This is a genomic window from Bacillus sp. FSL H8-0545, assembly GCF_038006105.1.
Taxonomy (GTDB): domain Bacteria; phylum Bacillota; class Bacilli; order Bacillales; family Bacillaceae_G; genus Bacillus_A; species Bacillus_A cereus_U.
Window position 1 is genome coordinate 488,177 of the sequence record NZ_JBBOUO010000001.1, and the last position, 22,086, is coordinate 510,262.

Here is a 22,086-nt window from a genome sequence, read left to right on the forward strand (position 1 = left end):
ATTTATGAAATAGAAAAAAGGAAAAAAGAAAGATGGGCTTTCTTTTTTCCTTTTGAATGAAGAGATTATTTATTGTTCGCTAGGGTAGAAAATGCTCTGCCAACAGCTTCAATTGTATATTCAATATCTTCTTTTGTATGTTCTGTCGTTAAGAACCATGCTTCATATTTAGAAGGTGCTAAATTAATACCTTCTTGAAGCATCAGCTTGAAGAATCTACCGAACATTTCACCATCTGTATTTTTGGCTGCATCGTAATCTTCAATCGTATTTGTCGTGAAGTATACAGTTAATGCACCCTTTAGACGGTTTACTGTAATATCGATGTTATGTTTTGTAGCTTGTTCTAAAATTCCTTTTTCAAGCATTGCGCCAAGTGCATCTAATTTCTCGTATACGCCTTCTTGTTGAAGTACTTCTAGGCAGGCAATACCTGATGCCATAGAAGCAGGGTTCCCGGCCATTGTACCAGCTTGGTATGCAGGGCCGAGCGGTGCAACTTGTTCCATAATTTCTTTTTTACCACCGTAAGCACCAATTGGAAGGCCACCGCCGATAACTTTACCAAGTGCTGTTAAATCTGGGGTTACGCCAAGTAAGTCTTGAGCGCCGCCATACATAAAGCGGAAAGCAGTAATAACTTCATCATAAATTACTAGTGCACCAGCTTCGTGAACAAGTTCATTAACTTTTTCAAGGAAGCCAGGTTTTGGCTCAACAATACCGAAGTTTCCAACGATTGGCTCTACAAGGATAGCTGCTACTTCATGTCCCCATTTATCTAATGCTTCTTTTAAAGTTTCTACATTATTAAATGGAACAGTAATAACTTCTTGGGCGATACTTTGTGGCACGCCAGCTGAATCAGGAATTCCAAGGGTAGAAGGACCAGAGCCAGCTGCTACAAGTACTAAATCGGAATGACCGTGGTAACAACCAGCGAATTTCATAATTTTTGTGCGGCCAGTGTAAGCACGAGCAACACGAATGGTTGTCATAACGGATTCTGTACCAGAGTTTACGAAGCGGACTTTATCTAAAGCGGGCATTGCTTCTTTTAACATTTTTGCGAATTTTACTTCTAATGTTGTTGGAGTACCGTATAGTACGCCGTTTTCAGCCGCTGTTTTAATTGCTTCTGTTACATGTGGGTGAGCATGTCCAGTAATAATTGGGCCATACGCTGCTAAATAGTCGATATATTTATTTCCATCTACATCCCAGAAATAAGCACCTTTCCCGCGTTCCATTGCAACAGGGGAACCGCCTCCAACTGCTTTAAAAGAGCGAGAAGGACTATTAACACCACCAACGATATGTTCTAACGCTTCTTTATGTAATGCTTCTGATTTCGTGAAATTCACTACAATTCATCTCCTTACAAAAATCTATGTATTATTCTAACATGTTTTTCGAAAAGACGTATTGTTTGTGATAGAAGGAGCAGTTGGGTAAACTATTCGTTGTGACATTTAGGAAGGGGGTCCGATTATGAAATCGGTAATTGAGGTACAAGGATTACGTAAAGAGTTTACAGCTTATTCAAGTCGTCCGGGCTTAAAGGGTGCATTTCGCGATTTATTAAATCGTAATTATAAAATAGTACCAGCAGTAAATGATATTTCTTTTACTATAAAGCAAGGTGAAATGGTTGGTTATATTGGTGAGAATGGTGCTGGTAAATCAACGACGATTAAAATGCTTACAGGGATTTTGACTCCGACATCAGGACAAATTACAGTGAACGGAATGAATCCACACAAACAGAGAGAAGAATTTGTAAGAACAATCGGTGTTGTGTTTGGGCAGCGTTCGCAGCTTTGGTGGGATATTGCTGTACAAGAATCATTTCGTTTATTGAAGAAAGTGTACGGTGTATCAGACGCTCAGTATAAGGAACATATGGAACATGTTATTGAAACGTTAGATATCGGTCCTTTATTAGATAAACCGGTACGGAAATTATCTCTTGGTCAAAGAATGCGTTGTGAATTAGCAGCGGCGTTAATTCATAATCCGCCGTTATTATTTTTAGATGAACCAACAATTGGACTAGATGTTCTTGTGAAATTGAAAATACGAGAATTCTTAAAAGAGATGAATGAACGTTATAAAACAACAATTTTATTAACGACACATGATATTACTGATATTGAAGCTTTATGTGAACGCGTCATCATGCTTGATGAAGGAAATATTATGTATGACGGATCTTTAGATAATCTTCGTACGCAGTGGGGAGTAGAGAAGGAAATACATTTTCAGTTTGTTGCCCCAGTTTCATACCAGGAGTTATCAATGGTTATGCCAGATAGTCATGTTGTTTGGTCAAAAGCGAAAGAAGAAAACGCATGGGTTGCAAAAATACCGAATGAAGAAGTTATCATTTCTATGTTGATTTCTAAAGTAGTACAAGCCTTTCAAATTAAAGATTTGAAAATTAACGAAGTGTCTACAGAGGAAATTATTCGTAACATTTATGAAGAAGGTATTATGCATGGGTAAGTATATTGAAATGATTCGGATTCGTTTTTTAATGATGCTTGCTTATCGTACAAATTATTACAGCGGGATTTTAATTTATACGATTAACATTGGTGCGTATTATTTTTTATGGCAAGCAATTTATAGCGGGAAAGAGAATATTGAAAGTTTATCTATTTCGCAAATGACTACGTATATTGCGATCGCATGGATGGCACGCGCTTTTTATTTCAATAATATAGATAGAGAAATTGCGATGGAAATTCAAGAAGGACGTGTGGCGGTAGAACTAATTCGCCCATATAACTATTTAGGTATGAAAGTTATGCAAGGGCTTGGAGAAGGGATATTCCGTTTTGCTTTCTTTTCAATTCCGGGTATGGTTATTGTTACGTTATTATTTTCATTACAAATTACAACGAATTTTCAAACGTGGTTATATTTCTTCTTATCTTTAATATTTAGTTTTATCATTAATACACAAATAAATTTAATGACAGGAATGCTTACATTCTTCTTATTTAATAATAGTGGAATTATGTATGCGAAACGTGTTGTTATCGATTTATTTTCTGGTTTATTATTACCGATTAGTTTTTATCCGTTATGGGCCCAAAAAGCAATGGTGTTTTTACCGTTTCAAGCAATTAGTTATATTCCGAGTATGATTTTCTCTGAAGGTATACAAGGAAGTAAGTTATATGAAGCTTTATTATTTCAAATGATTTGGGCAATTATACTTATTATTCCAATTGTACTGATGTGGAAAACGGCGAGAAAACGTCTAATCGTACAAGGGGGATGACGAGATGATATATATAAAATTATTTTTGCAATATGCAAGTCAATATATAAAAACAAAATTGGAGTATCGTGGCGATTTTATCGTCGGATTACTTTCAGATTTATCACTACAAGCTGTTAATTTAATCTTCATTCTCGTTGTGTTTGGGCATACTCAAGCACTAAAAGGGTGGAGCCGAGAAGAAGTAATCTTTATCTATGGGTTCTTTTTAGTACCGTTTGCCATTTTTTCAGCTTTCTTTAATATATGGGACTTTAATGATCGTTACATTATTAAAGGAGAAATGGACCGTATATTAACGAGACCGATTCATAGTTTATTTCAAATTATATTAGAAAGAATGGAACTTGAATCTTTAATTGGAGCTATTACAGGGATTATTGTGATGGGTTATGCAGCAATGGAGCTACAATTATCTTTTTACTGGTATGATTTCTTCTTATTCCTAATTATGGCAGGGGGAGGGGCACTTGTGTACGGCGGGATATTTGTTACGCTTGCAAGTCTTGGCTTTTGGTCGGATGCGAAAAGTTCCATTATGCCGCTTATGTATAACATAGGGAATTATGGACGCTATCCTGTTGATATTTATAACCGTGTTATTCGCTTTGTTTTAACGTTTGTTTTACCGTTTGCATTTGTTGGGGTATATCCAGCAGCATACTTTTTAAGAAAAACAGAGTGGAATAGCTATGCTTTCGCAACGCCAATTGTTGGTGTTATCTGTTTTACTATTGCAATCAACCTCTGGAATCAAGGGGTTAAACGATATCGTGGTGCAGGGAATTAATTATAGAAGCTTGTTCGTTTCTAAGGGATAAATCAGCTATAGTCCTCATACATATAAAATGAGGTGGAGGACATGTTATGGGGATTTATTCTATTAATTGCAGCAATCGCTATTTTGAGAAGTGTCCAATTATTATGGAGTTCATATTCAAATTCCAATCGTTTCTTTTCGCTGTACAATTTAGCTACGTTGTTTTTAATTTATACAACGGTACTGATTGCGTTTGGATTAAGTTATGTTGTGCTAGAGGAAATGGGTTTTGCAGTTTTGAAAGAAGATGGGGATAGGTTAAGTGCTCATTCCTTTCAGCTCGTTGAAATATGTTTATATTTTAGCGCGGTTACTTTATTGTCCGTTGGATATGGTGATATAGCTCCGATTGGAATCGGAAGATGGATTGCAATTGGAGAAGCCCTAATTGGATATACATTACCGTTTGCATTTGTGGTAAGGACTGTAATGGACAATGAAAAATAAGGTAGCATTTGTTATAGTAATAGAAAAGAAAAGGAGTGATAACAATGATCACAGTAGGAGAAATAGCACCGGAATTCACATTAGAGGGAAGTACCGGAGAACAAATTCGCTTAGCTGACTTCCGAGGTAAAAATGTAGTTTTATATTTTTACCCGAAAGATATGACTCCAGGGTGTACAACTGAAGCGTGTGATTTTCGTGATGCATATGGATTATTCCAAGAGAAGGACACGGTCATCCTTGGTGTCAGTCCTGATTCGGTGAACAGACATATGAAATTCATCGAGAAGCATGAGCTTCCATTTGTACTTTTAGTAGATGAAGATCATAAAGTAGCAGAATTGTACGATGTTTGGAAGTTGAAAAAGAACTTTGGAAAAGAGTACATGGGAATCGAGCGTTCTACATTCCTTATCAATAAAGATGGTGAACTTGTAAAAGAATGGCGTAAAGTGAAAGTGAAAGGACATATTGAGGACGTTCTTTCTTATATAAAGTGAAACTTTAATCAGTGGGAGTCTTACTGCCCGCAAATAGCGGGATAAAATAATCTATATTAATGTGGAGAAAAAATATATATGTAAGGCATGCGTCTATACATATTTTCTTGCGATACATAAAGTGAAAGTGTAGGGCATACCTCCTCAGATGATAGTATTCCAAGTGCGATTATGTCGCACTTTTTTCTATGTAAATGTATAGGAAATGGGGGAAGGTATATAAGAATAAGGATATATACAAAAATAAACCACATACTTATAGTAGAAATATTGACGATTTATAAGAAAAAGAGTACACTCTTTATAAGAATTATAAAATAATAATCCGTATAGAATCGGGGTGCATGACGGTGGTCAAAGAAGAATTAAAAGAAGCGCTAGAAATGCTGAAAAATACGGGTGTACGCATTACTCCACAGCGTCATGCTATTTTAGAGTACCTTGTGGAATCTATGACGCACCCAACAGCGGATGACATTTATAAAGCATTAGAAGGTAAGTTTCCAAATATGAGTGTTGCAACTGTCTATAATAACTTACGTGTGTTTAAAGAAGTTGGACTTGTAAAGGAATTAACTTATGGGGATGCTTCAAGTAGATTTGATTATGTTACAAGTCAACATTATCATGTGATTTGCGAAAAATGTGGTAAGATTGTTGATTTTCCTTATGGAGGTTTGGAACAGCTTGAAGAGGAAGCTGCGAAAACGACAGGTTTCGTTATTAATAGTCATCGCTTAGAAATTTATGGCGTTTGTCCAGAGTGTCATAAGGCGTAATATATAATAAAGAAAGAGGGTGACGATTTCGTCACCCTCTTTCTTTATTATATGGGGATGAAAAAATACTAAAGTGAAAGTACGTGTTATCCTTTATAGCTTTTTTTATTGTACTTCTCATTAAATTCTTTTCCTTCTAAACTCGGATCGAGTGTTAAAGGTTGGTTGCAATGCATACATGCGTCGACACGACCAAGCATTTTTGTTGGCTTATCGCAGCTTGGACAAATAATTTGTACAGTCTTAGTAGATAACATACCAATCCAAAAGTAAACGACAGTACTAGCGATAACAGCTAAAAAGCCAACCATCATAAATGTTGTCATAATAATAATGTTGTCACGGAAAAAGACTCCTAAGTATGCAATGAAGAGGCCGATAAATACTAAACTTAATGCAAAGGTTCGGATTTTATTAATTTTGTTCGAATATTTAATACCCATTCCCACCACACTCCTATAGGAATAATATAACACACAATTTAGAATATTTTATAAAAGTGAAGGCGATGATTAAATTTATCACTTATTAAAGAACAGTAGTGCTTTCTTTTAAGATGCAATACAGAAAGAGATTAGGTGGAAGAAGCATGTCTATAAAAGAGGAGTAGTAATTTTTTCTATAGTTAATTTAGCTTTTTAACGGGATGTGAAATTTTTTTAGAAAAAGTATTGACCCTATATATACTGCATGATATATTAATAAACGTCGCTGATGCGGAAACGCAGAAAACGACAAAAAAGAAATTTGAAAAACTTAGTTGACATCGAAAAACGAAGATGTTAACATAAGGAAGTCGCAATTGAGCGGCGAAGTAGTTCTTTGAAAACTGAACGAAACAAACAACGTGAACGTCAATTTTTATTTTTAGATGCTAGACAAACTAACTTTATTGGAGAGTTTGATCCTGGCTCAGGATGAACGCTGGCGGCGTGCCTAATACATGCAAGTCGAGCGAATGGATTAAGAGCTTGCTCTTATGAAGTTAGCGGCGGACGGGTGAGTAACACGTGGGTAACCTACCCATAAGACTGGGATAACTCCGGGAAACCGGGGCTAATACCGGATAATATTTTGAACTGCATAGTTCGAAATTGAAAGGCGGCTTCGGCTGTCACTTATGGATGGACCCGCGTCGCATTAGCTAGTTGGTGAGGTAACGGCTCACCAAGGCAACGATGCGTAGCCGACCTGAGAGGGTGATCGGCCACACTGGGACTGAGACACGGCCCAGACTCCTACGGGAGGCAGCAGTAGGGAATCTTCCGCAATGGACGAAAGTCTGACGGAGCAACGCCGCGTGAGTGATGAAGGCTTTCGGGTCGTAAAACTCTGTTGTTAGGGAAGAACAAGTGCTAGTTGAATAAGCTGGCACCTTGACGGTACCTAACCAGAAAGCCACGGCTAACTACGTGCCAGCAGCCGCGGTAATACGTAGGTGGCAAGCGTTATCCGGAATTATTGGGCGTAAAGCGCGCGCAGGTGGTTTCTTAAGTCTGATGTGAAAGCCCACGGCTCAACCGTGGAGGGTCATTGGAAACTGGGAGACTTGAGTGCAGAAGAGGAAAGTGGAATTCCATGTGTAGCGGTGAAATGCGTAGAGATATGGAGGAACACCAGTGGCGAAGGCGACTTTCTGGTCTGTAACTGACACTGAGGCGCGAAAGCGTGGGGAGCAAACAGGATTAGATACCCTGGTAGTCCACGCCGTAAACGATGAGTGCTAAGTGTTAGAGGGTTTCCGCCCTTTAGTGCTGAAGTTAACGCATTAAGCACTCCGCCTGGGGAGTACGGCCGCAAGGCTGAAACTCAAAGGAATTGACGGGGGCCCGCACAAGCGGTGGAGCATGTGGTTTAATTCGAAGCAACGCGAAGAACCTTACCAGGTCTTGACATCCTCTGAAAACTCTAGAGATAGAGCTTCTCCTTCGGGAGCAGAGTGACAGGTGGTGCATGGTTGTCGTCAGCTCGTGTCGTGAGATGTTGGGTTAAGTCCCGCAACGAGCGCAACCCTTGATCTTAGTTGCCATCATTAAGTTGGGCACTCTAAGGTGACTGCCGGTGACAAACCGGAGGAAGGTGGGGATGACGTCAAATCATCATGCCCCTTATGACCTGGGCTACACACGTGCTACAATGGACGGTACAAAGAGCTGCAAGACCGCGAGGTGGAGCTAATCTCATAAAACCGTTCTCAGTTCGGATTGTAGGCTGCAACTCGCCTACATGAAGCTGGAATCGCTAGTAATCGCGGATCAGCATGCCGCGGTGAATACGTTCCCGGGCCTTGTACACACCGCCCGTCACACCACGAGAGTTTGTAACACCCGAAGTCGGTGGGGTAACCTTTATGGAGCCAGCCGCCTAAGGTGGGACAGATGATTGGGGTGAAGTCGTAACAAGGTAGCCGTATCGGAAGGTGCGGCTGGATCACCTCCTTTCTATGGAGAATTGATGAACGCAGTTCATCAATAAACGTTGACTTGTTTTGTTTCGTTCAGTTTTGAGAGAACTATCTCTCAAGTTTAAATGTATGTTCTTTGAAAACTAGATAACAGTGTAGCTCATATTTTTTTAATTTTAGTTTGGTTAAGTTAGAAAGGGCGCACGGTGGATGCCTTGACACTAGGAGTCGATGAAGGACGGGACTAACGCCGATATGCTTCGGGGAGCTGTAAGTAAGCTTTGATCCGAAGATTTCCGAATGGGGAAACCCACTATACGTAATGGTATGGTATCCTTACCTGAATACATAGGGTATGGAAGACAGACCCAGGGAACTGAAACATCTAAGTACCTGGAGGAAGAGAAAGCAAATGCGATTTCCTGAGTAGCGGCGAGCGAAACGGAATCTAGCCCAAACCAAGAGGCTTGCCTCTTGGGGTTGTAGGACATTCTATACGGAGTTACAAAGGAACGAGGTAGACGAAGCGACCTGGAAAGGTCCGTCACAGAGGGTAACAACCCCGTAGTCGAAACTTCGTTCTCTCTTGAATGTATCCTGAGTACGGCGGAACACGTGAAATTCCGTCGGAATCTGGGAGGACCATCTCCCAAGGCTAAATACTCCCTAGTGATCGATAGTGAACCAGTACCGTGAGGGAAAGGTGAAAAGCACCCCGGAAGGGGAGTGAAAGAGATCCTGAAACCGTGTGCCTACAAATAGTCAGAGCCCGTTAATGGGTGATGGCGTGCCTTTTGTAGAATGAACCGGCGAGTTACGATCCCGTGCGAGGTTAAGCTGAAGAGGCGGAGCCGCAGCGAAAGCGAGTCTGAATAGGGCGTTTAGTACGTGGTCGTAGACCCGAAACCAGGTGATCTACCCATGTCCAGGGTGAAGTTCAGGTAACACTGAATGGAGGCCCGAACCCACGCACGTTGAAAAGTGCGGGGATGAGGTGTGGGTAGCGGAGAAATTCCAATCGAACCTGGAGATAGCTGGTTCTCCCCGAAATAGCTTTAGGGCTAGCCTTAAGTGTAAGAGTCTTGGAGGTAGAGCACTGATTGAACTAGGGGTCCTCATCGGATTACCGAATTCAGTCAAACTCCGAATGCCAATGACTTATCCTTAGGAGTCAGACTGCGAGTGATAAGATCCGTAGTCAAGAGGGAAACAGCCCAGATCGCCAGCTAAGGTCCCAAAGTGTGTATTAAGTGGAAAAGGATGTGGAGTTGCTTAGACAACTAGGATGTTGGCTCAGAAGCAGCCACCATTTAAAGAGTGCGTAATAGCTCACTAGTCGAGTGACTCTGCGCCGAAAATGTACCGGGGCTAAATACACCACCGAAGCTGCGAATTGATACCAATGGTATCAGTGGTAGGGGAGCGTTCTAAGTGCAGTGAAGTCAGACCGGAAGGACTGGTGGAGCGCTTAGAAGTGAGAATGCCGGTATGAGTAGCGAAAGACGGGTGAGAATCCCGTCCACCGAATGCCTAAGGTTTCCTGAGGAAGGCTCGTCCGCTCAGGGTTAGTCAGGACCTAAGCCGAGGCCGACAGGCGTAGGCGATGGACAACAGGTTGATATTCCTGTACCACCTCTTTATCGTTTGAGCAATGGAGGGACGCAGAAGGATAGAAGAAGCGTGCGATTGGTTGTGCACGTCCAAGCAGTTAGGCTGATAAGTAGGCAAATCCGCTTATCGTGAAGGCTGAGCTGTGATGGGGAAGCTCCTTATGGAGCGAAGTCTTTGATTCCCCGCTGCCAAGAAAAGCTTCTAGCGAGATAAAAGGTGCCTGTACCGCAAACCGACACAGGTAGGCGAGGAGAGAATCCTAAGGTGTGCGAGAGAACTCTGGTTAAGGAACTCGGCAAAATGACCCCGTAACTTCGGGAGAAGGGGTGCTTTCTTAACGGAAAGCCGCAGTGAATAGGCCCAAGCGACTGTTTAGCAAAAACACAGGTCTCTGCGAAGCCGTAAGGCGAAGTATAGGGGCTGACACCTGCCCGGTGCTGGAAGGTTAAGGAGAGGGGTTAGCGTAAGCGAAGCTCTGAACTGAAGCCCCAGTAAACGGCGGCCGTAACTATAACGGTCCTAAGGTAGCGAAATTCCTTGTCGGGTAAGTTCCGACCCGCACGAAAGGTGTAACGATTTGGGCACTGTCTCAACCAGAGACTCGGTGAAATTATAGTACCTGTGAAGATGCAGGTTACCCGCGACAGGACGGAAAGACCCCGTGGAGCTTTACTGTAGCCTGATATTGAATTTTGGTACAGTTTGTACAGGATAGGCGGGAGCCATTGAAACCGGAGCGCTAGCTTCGGTGGAGGCGCTGGTGGGATACCGCCCTGACTGTATTGAAATTCTAACCTACGGGTCTTATCGACCCGGGAGACAGTGTCAGGTGGGCAGTTTGACTGGGGCGGTCGCCTCCTAAAGTGTAACGGAGGCGCCCAAAGGTTCCCTCAGAATGGTTGGAAATCATTCGTAGAGTGCAAAGGCATAAGGGAGCTTGACTGCGAGACCTACAAGTCGAGCAGGGACGAAAGTCGGGCTTAGTGATCCGGTGGTTCCGCATGGAAGGGCCATCGCTCAACGGATAAAAGCTACCCCGGGGATAACAGGCTTATCTCCCCCAAGAGTCCACATCGACGGGGAGGTTTGGCACCTCGATGTCGGCTCATCGCATCCTGGGGCTGTAGTCGGTCCCAAGGGTTGGGCTGTTCGCCCATTAAAGCGGTACGCGAGCTGGGTTCAGAACGTCGTGAGACAGTTCGGTCCCTATCCGTCGTGGGCGCAGGAAATTTGAGAGGAGCTGTCCTTAGTACGAGAGGACCGGGATGGACGCACCGCTGGTGTACCAGTTGTTCTGCCAAGGGCATAGCTGGGTAGCTATGTGCGGAAGGGATAAGTGCTGAAAGCATCTAAGCATGAAGCCCCCCTCAAGATGAGATTTCCCATAGCGTAAGCTAGTAAGATCCCTGAAAGATGATCAGGTTGATAGGTTCGAGGTGGAAGCATGGTGACATGTGGAGCTGACGAATACTAATAGATCGAGGACTTAACCATATAATATGAAGCAACGTTATCTAGTTTTGAGAGAATATAAAAAACTTATTGACTTTCTAAGTGAATCAAGTATAATAATGTTTGTCTCAAGCGAATATAGTCTGGTAATGATGGCAGAGAGGTCACACCCGTTCCCATACCGAACACGGAAGTTAAGCTCTCTAGCGCCGATGGTAGTTGGGACCTTGTCCCTGTGAGAGTAGGACGTTGCCAGGCAATATTATTCCGCAGTAGCTCAGCGGTAGAGCTATCGGCTGTTAACCGATCGGTCGTAGGTTCGATTCCTACCTGCGGAGCCATTGGAGAGCTGTCCGAGTTGGCCGAAGGAGCACGATTGGAAATCGTGTATACGTCACAAGCGTATCAAGGGTTCGAATCCCTTGCTCTCCGCCATAAGCATTTTATAATATTTGGCCCGTTGGTCAAGTGGTTAAGACACCGCCCTTTCACGGCGGTAACACGGGTTCGAATCCCGTACGGGTCACCACTTTTGGAGGATTAGCTCAGCTGGGAGAGCACCTGCCTTACAAGCAGGGGGTCGGCGGTTCGATCCCGTCATCCTCCACCATATAAATTATATGAATAATATTGTCGCGGGGTGGAGCAGTACGGTAGCTCGTCGGGCTCATAACCCGAAGGTCGCAGGTTCAAATCCTGTCCCCGCAACCAAATATTTTCGTAATTTGGTTGCTAACACTTATCATATAATTATATAAATAATATTATCGCGGGGTGGAGCAGTACGGTAGCTCGTCGGGCTCATAATCCGAAGGTCGCAGGTTCAAATCCTGTCCCCGCAACCAAATGGTCCCGTGGTGTAGTGGTTAACATGCCTGCCTGTCACGCAGGAGATCGCCGGTTCGACCCCGGTCGGGACCGCCATTTTAATAAGGCTCGGTAGCTCAGTCGGTAGAGCAGAGGACTGAAAATCCTCGTGTCGGCGGTTCGATTCCGTCCCGAGCCACCATTTTAACAAAATATGCCGGCTTAGCTCAATTGGTAGAGCAACTGACTTGTAATCAGTAGGTTGGGGGTTCAAGTCCTCTAGCCGGCACCATGTAAGTTTCGGAGGGGTAGCGAAGTGGCTAAACGCGGCGGACTGTAAATCCGCTCCTTTGGGTTCGGCAGTTCGAATCTGCCCCCCTCCACCATTTACACAGGGGCATAGTTTAAAGGTAGAACTGAGGTCTCCAAAACCTCCAGTGTGGGTTCAATTCCTACTGCCCCTGCCAAATATATAAACACAACATGGCGGTTGTGGCGAAGTGGTTAACGCACCGGATTGTGGCTCCGGCATTCGTGGGTTCAATTCCCATCAGTCGCCCCATTTTATTTTTTAAAATTACAAATAAATTAATGGATACTTACATATAATTAAGTAAAACTTCGGTGGGCTATAGCCAAGCGGTAAGGCAACGGACTTTGACTCCGTCATGCGCTGGTTCGAATCCAGCTAGCCCAGCCATTTTTGCGGAAGTAGTTCAGTGGTAGAATACAACCTTGCCAAGGTTGGGGTCGCGGGTTCGAATCCCGTCTTCCGCTCCATTTTAACTTCATATGGCGGCATAGCCAAGTGGTAAGGCAGAGGTCTGCAAAACCTTTACCACCGGTTCAAATCCGGTTGCCGCCTTTCTTATTATGCCGATGTGGCGGAATTGGCAGACGCGCACGACTCAAAATCGTGTTCCTTCGGGAGTGTCGGTTCGACCCCGACCATCGGTATCGGTGAATTAAAAAAGACCCTAACAGAAATGTTAGGGTCTTTTTTGTTAAATTATGCTATGTGATTCTAAAATTCGTAATAAACTTAGGAATTCATGTATAATATAACTTGTCGAAAGAACAAAATGATAGTGATTTATATTATGTCTGTAATATGAATCAAAAATGAACTTTTTATATTTCTTTTAAAAATGTGTTGAATACACATTATATTTCATATTAATATTTTTATGTAGATTTAAAATGGGAAAGAGAGTGGAAAGTATGGGTCGTAAATGGAACAATATTAAAGAAAAAAAAGCATCAAAAGATGCAAATACAAGCCGTATATACGCGAAATTTGGACGTGAAATTTATGTGGCAGCAAAACAAGGCGAGCCAGATCCAGAATCAAACCAAACGTTAAGAGTTGTATTAGAACGTGCGAAAACATACAACGTGCCAAGAACAATTATTGACCGTGCGATTGAAAAGGCAAAAGGCGGTTCAGAAGAAAACTATGACGAGCTTCGTTATGAAGGCTTTGGACCAAACGGATCTATGGTAATTGTAGATACACTGACAAATAACGTAAACCGTACTGCAGCAGATGTACGAGCTGCATTTAGCAAAAACAGTGGTAACATGGGTGTAAACGGTTCTGTGGCTTACATGTTTGATGCGACAGCTGTTATCGGTCTTGAAGGTAAAACGTCAGATGAGGTTCTTGAAATCTTAATGGAAGCAGATGTAGATGCACGTGACATTCTAGAAGAAGAAGATTCTGTTATCGTTTATGCTGAACCTGATCAGTTCCATTCAGTACAATCTGCACTTAAAGATGCTGGTGTTGAAGAATTTACAGTTGCAGAATTAACAATGCTTGCACAAAGTGATGTAGAACTTCCTGAAGATGCTCAAGAACAATTTGAAAAAATGGTTGATGCATTAGAAGATTTAGAAGATGTACAACAAGTTTACCACAACGTAGACTTAGGAGAATAATAAAAGACAGGAGACCCTTTCGTTTAACGAATAGGGTCTTTTTTTATGGAGTTAATTAAGGTGGTAAAGTATTAAAGGTATTTTGTAGCTGTTAGGGAATATGGTTATAGGTTTGTATTTTAAATAATCGTATCTCTAGGAGGTATTTCTGTGGAGCATAAAACACCAAAGCATATTGTTGCCGTAGCAGGTTACTTAACAAATGAAAAGAATGAGGTGCTTTTAACGAAAGTGCACTGGCGAGCTGATACGTGGGAAATGCCTGGAGGACAGGTAGAAGAAGGGGAAGCGCTCGATCAAGCTGTTTGCAGAGAAATAATGGAGGAAACAGGATTAGCTGTGAAGCCTATCGGAGTTACAGGGATTTATTATAATGCTTCTATGCATATTGTAGCTGTTGTTTTTAAAGTAGCATATGTTAGTGGTGAAATAAAAATTCAACCTGAAGAAATACAAGATGCTAAATTTGTTGCTTTAAACGAAGAGAACATTGATGAGTATATAACGCGTCCTCATATGAAATCAAGGACACTTGATGCGATGAAAGCAATGCATTTCATTCCATACGAAACATGGGAAGTTCAGCCATATAATCTTATAGGAAGATTGTAAAGTTTTGGTTAGTTATTTGAGGACATCTCAAATTGCTAACCTTTTCTTTATGTATACTGTTTCAGAAAAAGGTCACAATAATAAAGTGTAGGCTAATAATTAGTGGAGGAAGCAGGGCTACTACCTAATTTTCTAGCTTTAGCCAAGTTTTATGGGAGAAGTCTTACTGCCCACAAATAGCGAGATAATCCGAAAGCTACTATTGATTTACGGAACGTTTGTTCTGTATAATAGTGATATATCATATATAATTAGATTGCTAGATGTTTAAAAGTATAAATGTATAAACTGATATAATAAAAGAATAAAGTGAAATGAAGGAGAGTCCTACTTCCTATAAATAGTATGATAAATAAATGTATATTCAATATTTCATATGAATAGTAGATAAAAAAGGACTGTGATACAATACATTTTTACACCTTACAATGTTGTAAGGTAGGTGTAAGAGAAATCGATGGGATATTCTTTTACAACAAGGTATTCTTAAATTAAGAGTTATATATGCTGTGTGGAAAAGAGGTGTTCGAGATGAAAGAACGAGTATTATCTAGAGTGAATTATCATCAAAAAGTTGCATTAAATCCATTAACTAAATTTCTTTATAAAGCCATTATATTATTATTATTGTTAAGTTTTGCATTATTATTCGTTGGAAATGTAATGATTGAGCGAAGTGATATTAGTAAATTACATGTACCCGCTAAGTTAGAGGTGCCAGAATCATTAACACACGCATTTATTGCGACGGAAGATAAAAGGTTTTATCATCATAACGGTTTAGACTATATAGCAATTATTCGAGCTTCTATTGAAAATATAAAAGCTGGTGGTGTTGTGCAAGGAGGAAGCACGATTACACAGCAGCTATCTAAAAATGCTTTTTTATCTAATGAACGTACATTTTCTCGTAAGTGGAAAGAAATTTTTTATACGAAAAAAATTGAACGTACATTCACAAAGGATGAGATTTTAAAATTATATGTGAGTAATATTTACTACGGAGAAGGAGCATGGGGAATTGAAAAAGCAGCAAACCTTTACTTCGGTAAAAAGGTGGATCAATTAACATTGGCAGAGAGTGCAATGATGGCTGCTGTAGTAAAAGCACCAGCTTATTACTCACCTGCACAAAATTATGACAAAGCAGTTGAAAGACGAAATGTAGTTTTAAGACTAATGGAGAAAGAAGGATATATAAATCATGATGAGTATGTGCAAGCAGTTAGTGAGAAATTAGTAATTCGTCATGATATAAAAACAGAGCAATCCATGTTAAAAAATGCCCGTGAAAAAGCAGTAAGTTAAGAGAAGTTCCTATATAGGGACTTCTTTTTTTGAATAAATTGTGACAAATCGTGACACAATATCGTCACAAATGTTGTATTTTTGTAATTTATGTGAGCGTGTTCATTGCGTGACCTATGTAAGTATTGATATTATGTGTATTGTGTACAATGCTGTATACAGAATATGAATTTAAAGAGGAATGTATATGAAATCATCGAACAAACTCATGGTTCTTGGTGTAGTTTTTTCTATCGCAGTATTGATTGTAATCGGGACGATTGTGTATAGCATCATAAATGACAAGAAAGATAAAGGGAATGAGATGTTTGCTTATTCTACGCAACAATCTTTAGGGAAAGATGATGCTCCAGTTAAGGTAGTTGAATTTGGAGACTTTAAATGTCCTGCTTGTCGTACTTGGGATGTAACGGTATTACCACGATTAAAAGAAGAGTATATTGATAAAGGTAAAGTGCAGTTATATTTTATTAACTTCCCGTTTATCGGAAAAGACTCTGATTTAGGTGCAGCTGCCGGTGAAGCAATTTATAAACAAGATCAAGATTCATTCTGGATTTTCTATGATGAGATTTATCAAAATCAAAAGAAAGATACGGAAGAATGGATTACAGAAGAATTACTTCTTAATATTGTGAAAGAAAAGCTTCCGAAAATTAATGTAGAGCAGTTTAAAAAAGATTTACACAGTAAAGAAATGAAAGACAAAGTACGTAAAGATTCAGATCGTGCTCAAAAATTAAAAGTTCAAGGTGCTCCTTCAGTATATATAAATGGGAATCTTGCAAACCCTGATTTCGATAGTATGAAGAAGGCGATTGATAAAGAATTGAAAAAGTGATGAGGTATCTCATCACTTTTTCGACTTTTTTCGATAAATTTCTTGCTTCGATTTTTTTTACATGCTATACTACTTTACATAAGTTATTTCAATATCTTATATTTATTCATATTTGCGGGTGTAGTTTAGTGGTAAAACAAGAGCCTTCCAAGCTCTGGTCGAGAGTTCGATTCTCTTCACCCGCTCCAAATTTTATTTAATGTTTTTCTAATAAATTGTGATCAACGCAGTGTTTCGTTTCTAAGATAAACGAAGCATTGCGTTTTTTTAATGTTTGAAAATCATAATTGTATGCGAAAATAGAAGTAAAGAATATTATTCCAAAAGTGAATTGCTAACCAATATAGTCGTTACATAAGGGATGGATTCATCGGAGGAGGCGATAAAGAATGGATTTTGAACAATTAAAGCAAGATGTAATTGCGTATAGTAAAACGATTGGTATAGATAAAATAGGTTTTGCCAGTGCTTCACCATTTGAGGAGTTAAAGCAGCGTCTAATCCAGCAACAACAATTGAATTATCAGTCTGGATTCGAAGAACCTGATATAGAGAAGAGAACGAATCCACAGCTATTGTTACCTGGTGCGAAATCAATTATTGCGATTGCTTTAGCGTACCCTTCAAAATTAAAAAATGCACCATTAAGTAAGCGTGGAGAACGTCGCGGGATTTTTTGTCGTGCTTCTTGGGGCCAAGATTATCACCTTGTTTTACGAGATCGTTTGCAAAAGTTAGAGGCGTATTTAATCGAAAAGCTTCCGGATATAGAAGTGAAGTCAATGGTTGATACAGGGGAGCTAAGTGATCGAGCTGTTTCAGAGCGTGCCGGTATTGGATGGAGTGGTAAGAACTGCGCTATTATTACGCCGGAATTTGGTTCGTATGTATACTTAGGAGAAATGATTACGAATGTTCCATTCCCTCCGGATCGGCCAATAGAAGATCAATGTGGAAGTTGTACGAAATGTATTGATATTTGTCCTACAGGTGCTTTAGTACAAGGCGGCCAGTTGGACTCGAAGAAATGTATTGCATTTTTAACACAGACAAAAGGATTTCTGCCTGAAGAATATCGCGATAAAATAGGAAATCGTATATATGGATGTGATACGTGTCAAACTGTTTGTCCGAAAAATAAAGGAATGGATTTTCATAACCATCCTGAAATGGAGCCTGATCCTGAATTAGTTAAACCATTATTAACACCACTTTTAACAATTAGTAATCGTGATTTCAAGGAAAAATATGGGGTTATGTCTGGTTCATGGAGAGGTAAAAAGCCATTGCAACGAAATGCTATTTTAGCACTTGCACATTTTAAAGAAACAGCAGCAATTCCTGATTTAATCGGTGTTATGAAAGATGATCCAAGACCAGTACTTCGGGGAACAGCAGCATGGGCACTTGGGAAAATTGGTGGAGATGGAGTAGGAGAAGACATTGAGAAAGCGATGGAACGTGAGAAAGATGAAGAGGTTCTTCATGAAATGAATCGTGGACTTGAATTGTTAGCACAGAAAAAAGAGTAGATAATATCTCCCTTTTTCATATTGTAATATGGGAGGGAGACGAAATGGTTGTAAAAGCGAATATTGAAAAGCAAGTGCAACAGTTTTTAGCATATATAACAGAAAAACGAACAGATGTAGATGGTATTGCAATAGATTTGTTACAAATGGTACAGAGAAAGAAACAATTGTTTCAAAAGCGTAGTGCACATATAGTGAAAGCAACTGCAGATATTTCTTTCATTAGACAATTAAATAGTAATGAGCATCAAGAAATTGATTATCAAATACACTTGAAATATTTAATTAAGCATAAAGAATTATTTTATATCGAAGAGGAACAATTAAAACGACGAGTTTGTTTGAAAAATAGTCGTATAATAGATGATTATGCTCTTGAAGTGTCAGAAGAAATAGAAATAGGTGAAACGTTAGAACGGGAAGTCACGAAAGAAAAATACGGTTCATATCAATATAATCGTTTAGAGGCAGTGAAATATGCAGAGCGTTGGTGGGATGATCGCAATCCTGCATACCGTAATTTTCCTGATAATTGTACAAATTTCATTTCACAATGTCTGCACACTGGAGAAGTGCCAATGAATGGACATCCTAATATTCGTAAAGGGTGGTGGCAAAGGGGAAACCAGTGGAGTTGGAGCTGGGCTGTAGCACACTCTTTTTATTGGTATTTGTCAGGTGCTACAGCTGGTCTTCGAGCAGAGGCAGTAGAAAAGCCAGAAGACCTTATTCTTGGCGATGTAATTGCGTATGATTTTGAGGATGATGGTAGGTGGAATCATACGACAATTGTAGTAGCAAAAGACGCAGATGGTATGCCGCTTGTAAATGCACATTCAGCGAATAGCCGCAGGCGTTATTGGAACTATGAAGACTCTAGTAAATATACACCACAAATGAAATATAAATTCTTTCATATTATTAATGGGTAGAGATTTTTCGTTCAAGTGGTATAATACGTAGTAGACAAAAAATAGAGGTGAATATCGCGTGGGAGTACATGTTGTTTTATATCAACCAGAAATTCCAGCAAATACAGGGAATATTGCACGTACTTGTGCAGCAACTGGAACAGAGTTACATTTGATTAGACCGCTTGGATTTTCAACGGATGACAAAATGTTAAAGCGTGCAGGACTAGATTATTGGCAGCACGTAAAAGTTACGTATTATGATTCAATCGAAGAATTTTATGAGAAAAATAAAGATGGTGAATTCTTCTATTTAACAAAGTATGGCGAGAAAGCTCATACAGCATTTGATTATAGCAAACGTGAGAAGGATTACTATTTCGTATTTGGAAGAGAAACAAATGGATTACCAGCTAATGTAATTGAAGAAAACTTCGATCATTGTTTACGTATTCCAATGACGGATAAAGTACGTTCATTAAATTTATCTAATACAGCAGCAATTTTAATTTATGAAGCGTTCCGTCAACAAAATTATCCAGGATTAGATTTAGAAATCGTTTATTAAAAGTCGCCATTTGGCGACTTTTTTATTTTTTAAAAAAATATGTAATCATACATTTTAAAAAAGGTACATATTCATATAGAATGAGATATATGAATAAAAATAGATAAGACGGGTTGAGATAAATATGAAGGAACAATATAATAATCAAAATACCTTTTTAAGTATGATAGATATGGATTTAGTAAGACAGGGACTGTTACATGCTATTCAAGATTTAGTGTTTATTGTAAAAGTTATTGACGATGAAACTTTTAAATATATTTATGTGAATAAAATAGGAATGGATCACGCCAGGCTAGGGAAAGAATGTTATGGAAAAACTTTTGCAGAAGTATTACCAGAAGATACGGCAAGGTTATTGCAAGGACAATATGAAAAAGTAATGAGAGAAGCGAGAGCAAATACGTTTTGTGATGTAATTAGTTTGCCAACTGGTGATATACATTATGAATCTTCACTTAATCCAGTATGCGATGTAAATGGAACATGTCAGTTTATTATTTGTATTACTAGAGATATTACAGCACAGGTTAAGAAAAAAGCGGAAATAGAAGAAAAACAAATGTTATTTAAGTCATTACTAGAATATAATAATGATTCCATTGTATCTGTAGATTCTATTGGAAGAATTACATATGCAAATCCAGCAACTTATGAAATTTTTGGGTATCGATATGAAGAGTTAAAGGACCAATTTATTTTTCAGTTTATAAATAAAGAATATGAAAAAACTGTTCAAACTATATTTAAGAATGCTTTACATGGAAAAGCAAAACAAATTGTTGCAAAGAAATATGTTCATAAAGAAGGATATGAACTTTATATTTCTGTGAGGACTATCCCCATTATTGTGAATAGTGAAATCGTCGGGGTGTACATTGTTACGAGGGATGTTACGAGGCAAGTATTAAATGAGATGAAAACAGAGTATTTGGCTTACTTCGATCAGTTAACGGGGTTAATGAATAGAATATCATGTACAAATAAACTAAATGAATTTTTAGATGATAATAAAGAATTTGCATTGGTTTTTATAGATTTGGATGAATTTCACCTTATTAATGATACATTTGGTCATAAAGAAGGGGATCAAGTATTAAAAAAAGTTACTGAATGCCTACGAGAACTAAAAATAGAAGATATGCATTTATTTAGAGAACATGATGATCAATTTGTTATGTTAATAGAAAATATAACGAAAGAATGCGTAGAGGAAGTGGCACAAACAATATTAAAAAGAATTAGTGAGCATTTTGTAATAGAAGAAGAGGATGTTTATTTGAGTGCATCAATTGGGATTGTAATGGCTCCAAAAGATGGAATGGATGAAAAAATGCTTTTCCAAAGAGTCGACACAGCTTTGGAAAAAGCAAAGGAAAAGGGAAAAGGATATTATTATTTTTATTGTAGTGGATTAGATTGTGAACGTGAACAAAGGTTTATAATAGAGAATCAGTTACATCGTGCTATAGAGAAAAATGAATTTTTCCTATATTATCAACCTCAAATTAATATTGAAACGGGAAAGATAGCCAGTATGGAAGCATTAATAAGGTGGGAGAATAAGGAGCTAGGATTTGTCTCGCCAAATCAATTTATCCCACTTGCTGAAAGAACAGGATTTATTATTAAACTTGATGAATGGGTAGTACATCAAGTTTGTGAACAGATACGTGAATGGTTAAATAAAGGGTATGAAGTTGTACCAATTGCAGTTAATATTTCAGCTAGACATTTTCGTTCTATTACACTAATAGAGATGATTACACGTGCTTTAAATAAGTACAACGTCCCCCCTCATTTATTAGCAATAGAAGTTACAGAAGGGGCTCTTATACATAAAGATTTATCGAAAAGAGTGTTAATGCAGTTAAAAGAACAAAATTTAAAGATTCATTTAGATGACTTTGGAACGGGATATTCATCTTTAAGTTATTTAAAAACATATCCGATTGATACGTTAAAAATTGATCGTTCTTTTATGGAAGGTATATATATAGATGAAAGAGATACGAATATTACAGCTGCAATTATTCATTTAGCACATACTCTAGGGTTAAATGTAATTGCAGAAGGAGTAGAAAAAGCGGAACAAATACAATTTTTAAAGGAAAAGAATGTGAAACTCGTACAAGGTTATTTTTATAATCGTCCTTTATCGATATACGATGTGGAAAATATTTATTTTAAATAGTGTATAAAAAACAAGAAAAAAAGTGATGTGCTTTTCAGCACATCACTTTTTATGTGTACCTGGTTTATCG

General features: G+C 39.1%; 16 protein-coding genes, 17 tRNA genes and 3 rRNA genes. 34 read left to right on the forward strand and 2 right to left on the reverse strand.

Features of this window, described 5'->3' with window-relative positions; genetic code table 11:
• Window positions 1–65 precede the first annotated feature (65 nt).
• Window positions 66–1,364: a glutamate-1-semialdehyde-2,1-aminomutase gene (gene hemL / locus MHI07_RS02530; RefSeq protein ID WP_133059586.1), complete on the reverse strand. Its 1,299-nt coding sequence runs from the start codon at window positions 1,362–1,364 to the stop codon at window positions 66–68.
• A gap of 127 nt (window positions 1,365–1,491) precedes the next feature.
• Between hemL and MHI07_RS02535 the strand changes: the two genes are divergently transcribed.
• The 6 genes from MHI07_RS02535 to perR all read left to right on the forward strand — a co-directional run bounded on the left by MHI07_RS02535 (window position 1,492) and on the right by perR (window position 5,835).
• Window positions 1,492–2,505, forward strand: coding sequence for an ABC transporter ATP-binding protein (locus tag MHI07_RS02535; RefSeq protein WP_340821782.1), 1,014 nt, complete (start codon window positions 1,492–1,494; stop codon window positions 2,503–2,505).
• The gene (locus MHI07_RS02540; protein ID WP_002113871.1) at window positions 2,498–3,289 is read left to right on the forward strand and encodes an ABC transporter permease; all 792 of its coding nucleotides are present in this window, start codon (window positions 2,498–2,500) and stop codon (window positions 3,287–3,289) included. The genes MHI07_RS02535 and MHI07_RS02540 overlap by 8 nt, the downstream gene beginning before the upstream one ends.
• Window positions 3,290–3,293: 4 nt before the next feature.
• A complete protein-coding gene (locus MHI07_RS02545; RefSeq protein WP_340821785.1) occupies window positions 3,294–4,079 on the forward strand; it encodes an ABC transporter permease in 786 nt (261 codons plus the stop codon).
• Between the two features lie 72 nt (window positions 4,080–4,151).
• On the forward strand, window positions 4,152–4,556 hold the full coding sequence (locus tag MHI07_RS02550) for a potassium channel family protein (RefSeq protein ID WP_002091112.1): 405 nt from the start codon (window positions 4,152–4,154) through the stop codon (window positions 4,554–4,556).
• A gap of 44 nt (window positions 4,557–4,600) precedes the next feature.
• On the forward strand, window positions 4,601–5,056 hold the full coding sequence (gene bcp, locus MHI07_RS02555; protein ID WP_002010353.1) for a thioredoxin-dependent thiol peroxidase: 456 nt from the start codon (window positions 4,601–4,603) through the stop codon (window positions 5,054–5,056).
• A gap of 350 nt (window positions 5,057–5,406) precedes the next feature.
• Window positions 5,407–5,835: a peroxide-responsive transcriptional repressor PerR gene (perR, locus tag MHI07_RS02560; RefSeq protein ID WP_000237831.1), complete on the forward strand. Its 429-nt coding sequence runs from the start codon at window positions 5,407–5,409 to the stop codon at window positions 5,833–5,835.
• Between the two features lie 86 nt (window positions 5,836–5,921).
• Here perR and MHI07_RS02565 read toward each other — a convergent pair whose 3' ends face one another.
• Window positions 5,922–6,278: a YgzB family protein gene (locus MHI07_RS02565; RefSeq protein WP_078180122.1), complete on the reverse strand. Its 357-nt coding sequence runs from the start codon at window positions 6,276–6,278 to the stop codon at window positions 5,922–5,924.
• A gap of 446 nt (window positions 6,279–6,724) precedes the next feature.
• Between MHI07_RS02565 and MHI07_RS02570 the strand changes: the two genes are divergently transcribed.
• The 28 genes from MHI07_RS02570 (at window position 6,725) to MHI07_RS02705 (ending at window position 22,016) form a co-directional block, all read left to right on the forward strand.
• Window positions 6,725–8,276: ribosomal RNA gene (locus MHI07_RS02570) — 16S ribosomal RNA — on the forward strand.
• Between the two features lie 146 nt (window positions 8,277–8,422).
• A 23S ribosomal RNA gene (locus tag MHI07_RS02575) occupies window positions 8,423–11,344 on the forward strand.
• A gap of 100 nt (window positions 11,345–11,444) precedes the next feature.
• A 5S ribosomal RNA gene (rrf, locus tag MHI07_RS02580) occupies window positions 11,445–11,560 on the forward strand.
• The 16S, 23S and 5S rRNA genes sit together here with 16 tRNA genes alongside, the layout of an rRNA operon.
• An 8-nt stretch (window positions 11,561–11,568) precedes the next feature.
• Window positions 11,569–11,643 (forward strand) — tRNA-Asn (locus MHI07_RS02585).
• Window positions 11,644–11,645: 2 nt separating this feature from the next.
• Window positions 11,646–11,737: transfer RNA gene (locus MHI07_RS02590), tRNA-Ser, on the forward strand.
• 19 nt (window positions 11,738–11,756) lie between these two features.
• A tRNA-Glu gene (locus MHI07_RS02595) sits at window positions 11,757–11,831 on the forward strand.
• Between the two features lie 5 nt (window positions 11,832–11,836).
• Window positions 11,837–11,912: transfer RNA gene (locus tag MHI07_RS02600), tRNA-Val, on the forward strand.
• A 24-nt stretch (window positions 11,913–11,936) separates the two neighbouring features.
• Window positions 11,937–12,013, forward strand: a tRNA-Met gene (locus MHI07_RS02605).
• Between the two features lie 57 nt (window positions 12,014–12,070).
• Window positions 12,071–12,147 (forward strand) — tRNA-Met (locus MHI07_RS02610).
• Window positions 12,148–12,150: 3 nt separating this feature from the next.
• Window positions 12,151–12,226, forward strand: a tRNA-Asp gene (locus MHI07_RS02615).
• A 9-nt stretch (window positions 12,227–12,235) separates the two neighbouring features.
• Window positions 12,236–12,311, forward strand: a tRNA-Phe gene (locus tag MHI07_RS02620).
• 14 nt (window positions 12,312–12,325) lie between these two features.
• Window positions 12,326–12,401 (forward strand) — tRNA-Thr (locus MHI07_RS02625).
• A gap of 10 nt (window positions 12,402–12,411) precedes the next feature.
• A tRNA-Tyr gene (locus tag MHI07_RS02630) sits at window positions 12,412–12,495 on the forward strand.
• 7 nt (window positions 12,496–12,502) lie between these two features.
• A tRNA-Trp gene (locus MHI07_RS02635) sits at window positions 12,503–12,576 on the forward strand.
• Between the two features lie 19 nt (window positions 12,577–12,595).
• A tRNA-His gene (locus MHI07_RS02640) sits at window positions 12,596–12,671 on the forward strand.
• A 63-nt stretch (window positions 12,672–12,734) separates the two neighbouring features.
• Window positions 12,735–12,809, forward strand: a tRNA-Gln gene (locus MHI07_RS02645).
• 5 nt (window positions 12,810–12,814) lie between these two features.
• Window positions 12,815–12,889 (forward strand) — tRNA-Gly (locus tag MHI07_RS02650).
• A gap of 14 nt (window positions 12,890–12,903) precedes the next feature.
• A tRNA-Cys gene (locus MHI07_RS02655) sits at window positions 12,904–12,974 on the forward strand.
• Between the two features lie 10 nt (window positions 12,975–12,984).
• Window positions 12,985–13,066, forward strand: a tRNA-Leu gene (locus MHI07_RS02660).
• Window positions 13,067–13,330: 264 nt separating this feature from the next.
• The gene (locus MHI07_RS02665; protein WP_340821791.1) at window positions 13,331–14,050 is read left to right on the forward strand and encodes a YebC/PmpR family DNA-binding transcriptional regulator; all 720 of its coding nucleotides are present in this window, start codon (window positions 13,331–13,333) and stop codon (window positions 14,048–14,050) included.
• 150 nt (window positions 14,051–14,200) lie between these two features.
• A complete protein-coding gene (locus tag MHI07_RS02670; RefSeq protein ID WP_340821792.1) occupies window positions 14,201–14,662 on the forward strand; it encodes an NUDIX hydrolase in 462 nt (153 codons plus the stop codon).
• A 531-nt stretch (window positions 14,663–15,193) separates the two neighbouring features.
• The gene (locus MHI07_RS02675) at window positions 15,194–15,970 is read left to right on the forward strand and encodes a transglycosylase domain-containing protein (protein ID WP_002113878.1); all 777 of its coding nucleotides are present in this window, start codon (window positions 15,194–15,196) and stop codon (window positions 15,968–15,970) included.
• A 187-nt stretch (window positions 15,971–16,157) separates the two neighbouring features.
• Window positions 16,158–16,811, forward strand: a complete 654-nt coding sequence (locus MHI07_RS02680; RefSeq protein WP_002113880.1) for a DsbA family protein — start codon at window positions 16,158–16,160, stop codon at window positions 16,809–16,811.
• 114 nt (window positions 16,812–16,925) lie between these two features.
• Window positions 16,926–16,999, forward strand: a tRNA-Gly gene (locus tag MHI07_RS02685).
• A gap of 201 nt (window positions 17,000–17,200) precedes the next feature.
• Window positions 17,201–18,343, forward strand: a complete 1,143-nt coding sequence (queG, locus tag MHI07_RS02690; RefSeq protein ID WP_002113883.1) for a tRNA epoxyqueuosine(34) reductase QueG — start codon at window positions 17,201–17,203, stop codon at window positions 18,341–18,343.
• 44 nt (window positions 18,344–18,387) lie between these two features.
• A complete protein-coding gene (locus tag MHI07_RS02695; RefSeq protein ID WP_002159369.1) occupies window positions 18,388–19,275 on the forward strand; it encodes an amidase domain-containing protein in 888 nt (295 codons plus the stop codon).
• Between the two features lie 58 nt (window positions 19,276–19,333).
• A complete protein-coding gene (trmL, locus tag MHI07_RS02700) occupies window positions 19,334–19,822 on the forward strand; it encodes a tRNA (uridine(34)/cytosine(34)/5-carboxymethylaminomethyluridine(34)-2'-O)-methyltransferase TrmL (RefSeq protein WP_000538149.1) in 489 nt (162 codons plus the stop codon).
• 124 nt (window positions 19,823–19,946) lie between these two features.
• Window positions 19,947–22,016, forward strand: a complete 2,070-nt coding sequence (locus tag MHI07_RS02705; protein ID WP_340821794.1) for a sensor domain-containing protein — start codon at window positions 19,947–19,949, stop codon at window positions 22,014–22,016.
• The last annotated feature ends 70 nt before the right edge of the window (window positions 22,017–22,086 follow it).

What these genes read in the sequence shown, in the direction of transcription:
- MHI07_RS02675 (WP_002113878.1), top strand. Translation starts at nt 15,194, where the DNA reads ATGAAAGAACGAGTATTATCTAGAGTGAATTATCATCAAAAAGTTGCA.
- MHI07_RS02535 (WP_340821782.1), top strand. Translation starts at nt 1,492, where the DNA reads ATGAAATCGGTAATTGAGGTACAAGGATTACGTAAAGAGTTTACAGCT.
- queG (WP_002113883.1), top strand. Translation starts at nt 17,201, where the DNA reads ATGGATTTTGAACAATTAAAGCAAGATGTAATTGCGTATAGTAAAACG.
- bcp (WP_002010353.1), top strand. Translation starts at nt 4,601, where the DNA reads ATGATCACAGTAGGAGAAATAGCACCGGAATTCACATTAGAGGGAAGT.
- MHI07_RS02680 (WP_002113880.1), top strand. Translation starts at nt 16,158, where the DNA reads ATGAAATCATCGAACAAACTCATGGTTCTTGGTGTAGTTTTTTCTATC.
- MHI07_RS02695 (WP_002159369.1), top strand. Translation starts at nt 18,388, where the DNA reads ATGGTTGTAAAAGCGAATATTGAAAAGCAAGTGCAACAGTTTTTAGCA.
- MHI07_RS02550 (WP_002091112.1), top strand. Translation starts at nt 4,152, where the DNA reads ATGTTATGGGGATTTATTCTATTAATTGCAGCAATCGCTATTTTGAGA.
- MHI07_RS02665 (WP_340821791.1), top strand. Translation starts at nt 13,331, where the DNA reads ATGGGTCGTAAATGGAACAATATTAAAGAAAAAAAAGCATCAAAAGAT.
- MHI07_RS02540 (WP_002113871.1), top strand. Translation starts at nt 2,498, where the DNA reads ATGGGTAAGTATATTGAAATGATTCGGATTCGTTTTTTAATGATGCTT.
- MHI07_RS02565 (WP_078180122.1), bottom strand. Translation starts at nt 6,278, where the DNA reads ATGGGTATTAAATATTCGAACAAAATTAATAAAATCCGAACCTTTGCA.
- MHI07_RS02705 (WP_340821794.1), top strand. Translation starts at nt 19,947, where the DNA reads ATGAAGGAACAATATAATAATCAAAATACCTTTTTAAGTATGATAGAT.
- MHI07_RS02545 (WP_340821785.1), top strand. Translation starts at nt 3,294, where the DNA reads ATGATATATATAAAATTATTTTTGCAATATGCAAGTCAATATATAAAA.